This window comes from Vibrio penaeicida, assembly GCF_002933855.1.
Lineage (GTDB): Bacteria > Pseudomonadota > Gammaproteobacteria > Enterobacterales > Vibrionaceae > Vibrio > Vibrio penaeicida_A.
Window position 1 is genome coordinate 94,235 of the sequence record NZ_BFAQ01000005.1, and the last position, 7,776, is coordinate 102,010.

Below are 7,776 nucleotides of genomic sequence, written 5' to 3' on the forward strand. Positions count from 1 at the left end.
AGTAACTCATGTCAGAAAATTACGATTCATCGAGTATTAAAGTACTGAAGGGTCTGGATGCGGTTCGTAAGCGTCCGGGTATGTACATCGGCGACACTGACGATGGCACCGGTTTACACCACATGGTCTTTGAGGTGGTGGATAACTCTATTGATGAAGCGTTAGCAGGTCACTGTAATGACATCATTGTGACTATTCATGAGGACAACTCAGTCTCGGTACGTGATGACGGCCGTGGTATCCCAACGGAAATGCACCCTGAAGAGAACGTATCGGCAGCCGAAGTTATCATGACGGTACTTCACGCTGGTGGTAAATTCGATGACAACTCATACAAAGTATCGGGTGGTCTACACGGGGTAGGTGTTTCGGTAGTAAATGCACTGTCTAAGCAGGTAACGCTCACCATTCAGCGTGGTGGTGAAATTCACACCCAGACATACCACCATGGTGATCCTCAAGCGCCACTGACCGTGGTTGGTAAAACAGAAAACACGGGTACTGAAATCCGTTTTTGGCCAAGTGAAGAGACCTTCACAAATATTGAATTCCATTACGATATTTTGGCAAAACGTTTACGCGAACTTTCGTTCCTAAACTCTGGTGTATCCATCAAATTAATTGATGAGCGCGAAGAAGACAAAATGGATCACTTCATGTTTGAAGGCGGTATCCAAGCGTTTGTTGAGCACCTAAACACCAATAAAACACCCATTATTCAAAAAATATTCCACTTTGATTTTGAGCGTGAAGATGGCATTACAGTCGAAGTCGCCATGCAGTGGAATGATGGTTACCAAGAAAATATTTACTGTTTCACCAATAACATCCCTCAGCGTGATGGTGGTACTCACTTAGCCGGCTTCCGTGCTGCTTTAACGCGTACGCTAAATAGCTTTATGGATAAAGAAGGCTTTTCGAAGAAGGCGAAAACTTCGACTTCTGGTGATGATGCACGTGAAGGTCTAACCGCTATCGTCTCAGTGAAAGTACCCGATCCGAAGTTCTCAAGCCAAACCAAAGATAAACTGGTTTCCTCAGAGGTGAAGTCTGCGGTTGAATCTGCAATGGGTGAGAAACTGTCTGAGTTCCTTGTTGAGAATCCAGGTGAAGCGAAGATTGTATGTACCAAGATTATTGATGCAGCACGAGCTCGTGATGCAGCACGTAAAGCGCGCGAAATGACTCGTCGTAAAGGTGCATTGGATTTAGCCGGTTTGCCAGGTAAATTAGCGGATTGTCAGGAAAAAGACCCTGCACTATCAGAACTATACATAGTGGAGGGTGACTCTGCGGGCGGTAGTGCCAAGCAGGGCCGTAACCGTAAGAACCAAGCGATTCTGCCTCTGAAAGGTAAAATCCTTAACGTTGAAAAAGCACGCTTCGACAAAATGCTGTCTTCTCAAGAAGTAGCGACGCTCATTACCGCCCTTGGCTGTGGTATTGGCCGTGACGAATACAACCCAGATAAGCTGCGTTACCACAACATCATCATCATGACCGATGCCGATGTCGATGGTTCTCACATCCGTACGCTTCTACTCACGTTCTTCTACCGTCAAATGCCAGAGCTGATTGAACGTGGCTACGTGTACATTGCTCAGCCGCCACTTTACAAAGTGAAGAAAGGCAAGCAAGAACAGTACATTAAAGATGAAGATGCGATGAGCCAGTATCAAGTCTCTTTGGCTCTAGACAATGCCTCACTTCACGTGAATGCAGAAGCACCAGCACTTGCAGGTGAAGCATTGGAGAAACTGGTTCAACAGTACAATGCAGGCATCAAGTTAGTGGATCGTATGAGCCGCCGCTATCCACATGCATTGGTACATGAATTTATTTATGTACCTCGATTAAGTGCTGAACAATGCCAAGATACAGCAGCAGTAGAAGCTTGGGGTAAACGCCTCGTAGAGCAGCTTAACGAAAAAGAAGTAGGCGCAAGCCAATACAGTCTAGAAATCGAAAAACACGAAGAGTTGGGTATTAGCCTACCAAAGATCGTAGTTCGAACTCACGGTGTTACCCACGAGCATGTGCTCAGTGTCGATTTGTTTAATTCGAAAGAATACGGCAAGTTAGCGGAACTTTCTGAAGCGCTAGATGGGCTTATCGAAGATGGTGCTTACATTAAGCGTGGCGAACGTACTCAACCAGTAGTGAGCTTCGTTGAAGCCTTGAATTGGTTAATCAAAGAATCTCGTCGCGGTCTAAGTCTACAGCGATACAAAGGTCTAGGTGAGATGAACCCAGATCAGCTTTGGGAAACCACGATGGACCCAGAAACACGTCGCATGATGCAAGTAACCATCGAAGATGCAGTAGGAGCAGATCAATTGTTTACTACGCTGATGGGAGACCAGGTTGAGCCGCGTCGTAACTTCATTGAAGAGAATGCATTAAAAGTTGCCAACCTAGATGTCTAGATTACTTGGTGCTTAGCCCTTTCGATTCATTTCTTCGTCAGAGGTGCTCACATACGCTTGTATGCTCCGCGTCTCTTCCTTGAACTGAAGCGAAATTGCGTTGCCCCACGAAATCCAATTTAATAGATAGAAGATCGCTTTATTAGGCGGTCTTTTTTCTGTTCTAACTCAATGAAAAATAATGTTTTTAAAATTATTTTTGTTTTTTCTCTTGAAAGATTACGCCACTATCCACATATCTAGTTTTGAGAGAACGCCGTAAGGGTCTCTTAAAACGCTTGTCCAGTTTGTGTCTCGCCTAAAGGGCTAAAGAGAGCAAACAAATAAGGAAAGCACACAATTTAACTTTTGTTAGCGACCATGTCCCAGTGCAACCAATGCCAGTGGAATGGTAAGACTGACTCCTTGGCACCGAATTAAAATTGCCAAGGCTATTGCTTATCATAAGGATAGTATTATGCGTAATGTAGATTTCACTCCCCTATACCGTAACGCCATTGGTTTTGACCGTTTGTTGAACCTGATGGAAACCAATAATGCCAAGAACTCTTCTGGCGGCTACCCTCCATATAACATTGAGCAAAAAGATGAAAATAACTACCGCATTACTATGGCGGTGGCAGGTTTTGCTGATGAGCACTTAGACATCACTCAGAAAGAAAACATGCTGATTGTGCGTGGTGAACGTCAAGCCGAAGAAGGGAAAAATTACGTTTATCAAGGCATTGCTGAGCGTGACTTTGAACGTAAATTCCAGTTAGCTGATTATGTGAAAGTGGTTGGCGCAACCATGGAAAATGGTTTACTGCACGTCGACTTAGAGCGCGAAATCCCTGAAGCGATGAAGCCTCGTAAGATTGCCATCAACGGCAAAAATATCATCGAAAGCTAAGCTGTTAATCTTTAAATAGTAAAACGCCCTCATCTGCGGGCGTTTCTAGATTTAGACACAAAGGATCGAATCGAATAATGTAAAAAATGTAGGTTTGGATAAGTTTTCCCATGGGAAAATAGAAATATGTGCTAAATATTTCTATTAATCTAAGAAATGTGTCAATACTTAACAGTATAGGCTTTGAACAGAATTTTCGTTGAGAATTCACTATTAGTATATGATAAACTCCTGCTCTAACTTTGAACTAGCAGTCTCAATCTCAAAGTGTAAGGAAGGCAAGTGCACAATTCAATAATGAGTAAACAAGATACCCAGATGACCAACAATTACCAACAAAATGACGAGATTGACTTACGTGAGTTGTTTCAATCTATTTGGGCTGGAAAGTGGATTGTGTTTATCTCGACGATTACTGTTACTACGGTAGCATTAGTGTATGCAGTATTTGCACAAGAATGGTGGACTTCAAAAGCTAAAGTAGCACTTCCTCAGCTATACAACTTAGCTGAATACGAGAAGCAAGTCAGTCAATTTCAACCTATTTTTGATATTTATCAGGAGGATGGAACAGTATTAGTGAGTGATAAATTAGACACATTGACCGATCCTGAGATATTATTCGCGCAATTCATACAGGCATTTAACTCTTCTAACAATAAAAAGATATTTTTGTCCTCAAACCCAGAGTTTGTTGATTATCTGAAACAATATAATACAGATGAAGATAAAGAATACTTGGAACATTTTTATTCTCTGTGGTTCCAGAATATTTGGGCAGTGAAGGATAGTAAAAAGGATGACGAGCAGGTTTATGAGTTGAGCTTTACTGCCAAAACTCAGGAAAGTAGTGCACGTAACTTGCGAGATTACGTTCAATTTATAAAACTAAAAGCCCATGAATCTGCTTTGCGAAACTTACAGTCGATAATTGAGGCAAAACAAGATGAGCTTAATTTACAAAAAAGAATCTTGGTTGCTCAGGCTGAATCTCGTTTGGAAGTTGAAATTCAAAGTGCCGAGTATGCATTAAGGATGGCAATTGCTGCAAATGTTACTTCTCCTATTCAAACTAATAATGATAAAGAACGATTCCATATCGACTTAGGAGTTAATGCATTGAGAGAGAAAGTTGAGGTTTTGCGTTCTATCAAAAATTTGAGTGTTTTCGAGCCAAGACTTAGACAGGTTCAAGCTAAACTTGACTTGTTAGGTAAGCTAGAAATAAATAATGACATTCAGTTTGATAATTTTCGGTTACTGGATGATATAACTAAACCTAACACCAGAGATGAGCCCAAGCGAACTTTGATTTTGTTACTCGGTCTTATCTTGGGCTTTATTATAGGTGTAAGTATTGTTCTACTACGAGCGGCATTTAAACAGCCTCAGATTTTGAATGTAGTTTCTCGCGACCCAAGCCAGCAGAGCTAAATTACTGGCTTCTTACTTCCTATGCTGAGAAAGCTTATATATTTGTATAAGCTTTTTTTATCTCTTCAGCAATCACTGCAATGCCTTTTTGCATTGCTTCATCATCTTGAACGTAGTTCATGCGCAAACATTGATGAGCATGATCCCATTCATCTTTCTGACCTATAAAGAAATATTCACCTGGGACAATCAGAACGCCTCGGTCTTTCAGGCGTTTGTATAATTCCATTGTAGTGATAGGTAATTCATCGAACCATAGCCATAAAAAAATAGCACCTTCTGGTTTATGAATACGAAAACGCGGGTCATCGATGGCATCTTGCAGCAGTTGAACGGCGCGCTGAGATTTCTGTTGATAGAAAGGTTTGATGGTGTTTTGGCTTAGGTTGAGTAAATCACCGGATTCAATCATGTGCTTACCTAGCGCTGGACCTAAACTTCCTGGCGCTAAGCTGATGATGCCATTCATGTTTGCAAGGGCTTGAGTAACCTCTTCATTCGCAATCACAATGCCACAACGGAGCCCCGGCAATCCGAGCTTAGACATACTCATGCAAAGGATGGTGTTGTCATTCCAAAATGGCGTCACGTCTTCAAAAATGATGTTTGGGAAAGGGGTGCCATAAGCGTTATCGATAATCAGTGGAATATTGTTGTCCCGTGCTAGTTTATCCAGCTTGCGCACTTCTTCATCGGTTAACACGTTGCCTGTTGGATTTGTTGGTCTTGATGCGCAAATCGCTGCGATAGATTCATCCACTTTTAACTGTTCAAAATCCACATGATATTTGAACATGCGATTGTCCAACATTTCGATCTCTGGGTGGTAAGATACGAAAATATCATCGTCAATACCCGCATCTCCATAACCTATGTATTCAGGTGCAAGAGGAAGTAATATCTTTTTATGCGAGCCGTCGGCTTGTTGACCAGCAAATAGGTTAAAAAGATAGAAAAAGCCGCTTTGGCTGCCATTGGTTAGGCTGATGTTTTTTTCTGAAACGTCCCAACCATAAGTCTCCTTTAGCAGAGAAGCTAAAGCCGAAATGAACGCATTTTTCCCTTGGGGACCATCGTAATTTGCCATAGAGGCAACCAGTTCTCCATTTTCCAGCATTTTTGCACTGGCTTGATGAAAATATTCGAGCATTGCAGGAATGGCGGCTGGGTTACCACCTCCGAGCATGATGGCGCCTGGCGTACGGAGGCCATCGTTTAAGTCATCCATTAGTTGGGTAATACCTGAATATCGATTAAATTTTTCACCAAATGTAGAGAACTGCATTACTTCTTTTCCTAAATATTTTTTGTATTTTCTGTCATATGCCGTGTGTAGCGACTAAATTGCTATTGCTTGCCATTCAGCGCTGATACTTATGTTGATAATTTGTTGTGCAAGACTGCTCAACATACATTATCGAAACAGGAAGTAAAAGAGGGGAAGAAGCTTTGTTTTTCTGGGAAGAAAAGTGAGGTTAAATAGTGCAGATTTGTTAGCCCTGTGAGTTGTTGATTTACGCAAAATAACTCTTGTTTTTTTGTGTGGAGCGGGTAGTACAACAAATGGTGAGCATGTGTACTTTAAGGTTTTTATTTAATGGTTCTGCAAGAGTGTTGATGTGTACTGAAATATAATTTTCAACATACTAATCAACAGTTTGGATTGTCATGAAACACAAGTATTTACTACCATCACTTGCTGCTCTAGCATTGTCAGCTTGTAGCGTAACCAACTACCAAGCAGCCGAACCAACAGCAGCACCTGATGATATTAAGGAAGCCAAAGTTAAGCTGAGTGGCATAGACAATATGAAGGTTACGGACGAAGGTTATATTACGTATTTTGAATCCGTACCTCATAGCTACATGTGGGACACACAGGTTATTAAACAGATGAGCCAAGAAGGAGCATGCGAAAATCTGTATGACTTCTTAGAGCTTGGCTTTGTGGTGAAAATTGGCTTTAAAGGTGAAGGCGGTCGAGAAGAGCATTTTGATCTGGCTCGCTGTAGTAACTATGAGACAAATTAGATCTTTTTAGCTCGATTTATTATGTTGTTAATACTATTAACATTAAATAATTGTGGGCTAAATCCTCTCTCTAACTTTAATTGTTAAATATAATGCGGAAGTTACATTATAAAATTTATGGAAAACTATGAAACTTCGAACATTGGTTGTGACACTAGGAATTTTACTTACAGCTGGTTGTGGCATTAAAAGTTATGAACCTACGGCTCCAACTGCTAGCGAAAATGATATCAAAATGGCTCGTGAATGGTTATCAGATGTTAGCAATCTTAAAATTAGTGATGATGGTTACATTAATTACGTAGAGGCTTTGCCTGGAAGTAGTAGCTACAAATGGAATACCACTAACATCAAGAGAATCAGCCAAGAGTGGTCTTGTGGAAACATGTACCCTTTACTTGAAAAAGGGTTTGTCATTCGACTCCTTTTCAAAGGAAAAGGGGGGAAAGAAGAACTCTACGACAAAGCACGTTGTGACGCGGAAGAAACAAACTGATTTCCTCCTGTGAATAAATTAAAAAAGGAAGCTATATAAGGCTAATGCCAGTCAGTTAAGCTGACTGGCACTCTTTTTATTGGGGTATTTTCTATTCCTAGGTTTCACGCTTCTCGGGTATATTCTATCTTCTCTTTTTAGTGGTAAAACATGATGCGGTGTTTCGTCTAAAAGATGATTAATACGTTTGGGAATAGTACCTGCCGCTTCTAGCCAAAACCCATATATCAAGTGGATTATTGCGGTTGCACTTGTAGTGAAACTCAGTTGGTTAGGATAAATCCCCAGTATCGTCTTTGCCATATTAACCATTTGATATCGGATAATATTGTAGCCAAGTAGCACTCCCCACAGCTCTTGTTCTATCATATCGGGAAGTTTGCTTCTTAACGTGAACTCATTGTTGAGTAAAGAAGATTTGATTTCTCGGTAACCCACTTCTATTTCCCATCGGTGGCTATATAAGTCGACGATTTCTTCTGATGGGAAGCGCATGG

The 7,776-nt window shown here is 41.2% G+C and carries 7 protein-coding genes; 5 read left to right on the top strand and 2 right to left on the bottom strand.

Annotated elements, in window-relative coordinates; translation table 11 throughout:
* Positions 1–8: 8 nt before the first annotated feature.
* From gyrB to VPNCDNU1_RS01040, 3 genes are all read left to right on the top strand, one after another.
* Positions 9–2,426 carry a DNA topoisomerase (ATP-hydrolyzing) subunit B gene (gyrB, locus tag VPNCDNU1_RS01030; protein WP_104398627.1) on the top strand — a complete coding sequence of 806 codons (2,418 nt, stop codon included), beginning with the start codon at positions 9–11 and terminating at the stop codon, positions 2,424–2,426.
* Positions 2,427–2,883: 457 nt separating this feature from the next.
* A complete protein-coding gene (locus VPNCDNU1_RS01035; RefSeq protein WP_101114901.1) occupies positions 2,884–3,318 on the top strand; it encodes an Hsp20 family protein in 435 nt (144 codons plus the stop codon).
* A gap of 282 nt (positions 3,319–3,600) precedes the next feature.
* A complete protein-coding gene (locus tag VPNCDNU1_RS01040) occupies positions 3,601–4,752 on the top strand; it encodes a Wzz/FepE/Etk N-terminal domain-containing protein (RefSeq protein ID WP_237324044.1) in 1,152 nt (383 codons plus the stop codon).
* A 34-nt stretch (positions 4,753–4,786) separates the two neighbouring features.
* Here VPNCDNU1_RS01040 and VPNCDNU1_RS01045 read toward each other — a convergent pair whose 3' ends face one another.
* On the bottom strand, positions 4,787–6,037 hold the full coding sequence (locus VPNCDNU1_RS01045) for a valine--pyruvate transaminase (RefSeq protein ID WP_104398629.1): 1,251 nt from the start codon (positions 6,035–6,037) through the stop codon (positions 4,787–4,789).
* Between the two features lie 383 nt (positions 6,038–6,420).
* On the opposite strand from VPNCDNU1_RS01045, the gene VPNCDNU1_RS01050 reads away from it, so the two are divergent.
* Together VPNCDNU1_RS01050 and VPNCDNU1_RS01055 are read left to right on the top strand one after the other, a co-directional pair.
* Positions 6,421–6,783, top strand: coding sequence for a hypothetical protein (locus VPNCDNU1_RS01050; RefSeq protein WP_104398630.1), 363 nt, complete (start codon positions 6,421–6,423; stop codon positions 6,781–6,783).
* A 127-nt stretch (positions 6,784–6,910) separates the two neighbouring features.
* The gene (locus VPNCDNU1_RS01055; RefSeq protein ID WP_104398631.1) at positions 6,911–7,279 is read left to right on the top strand and encodes a hypothetical protein; all 369 of its coding nucleotides are present in this window, start codon (positions 6,911–6,913) and stop codon (positions 7,277–7,279) included.
* Between the two features lie 51 nt (positions 7,280–7,330).
* Here VPNCDNU1_RS01055 and VPNCDNU1_RS01060 read toward each other — a convergent pair.
* Positions 7,331–7,776 (bottom strand): transposase (locus VPNCDNU1_RS01060; RefSeq protein WP_145959425.1); only part of this gene is annotated, 446 nt, incomplete at its 5' end.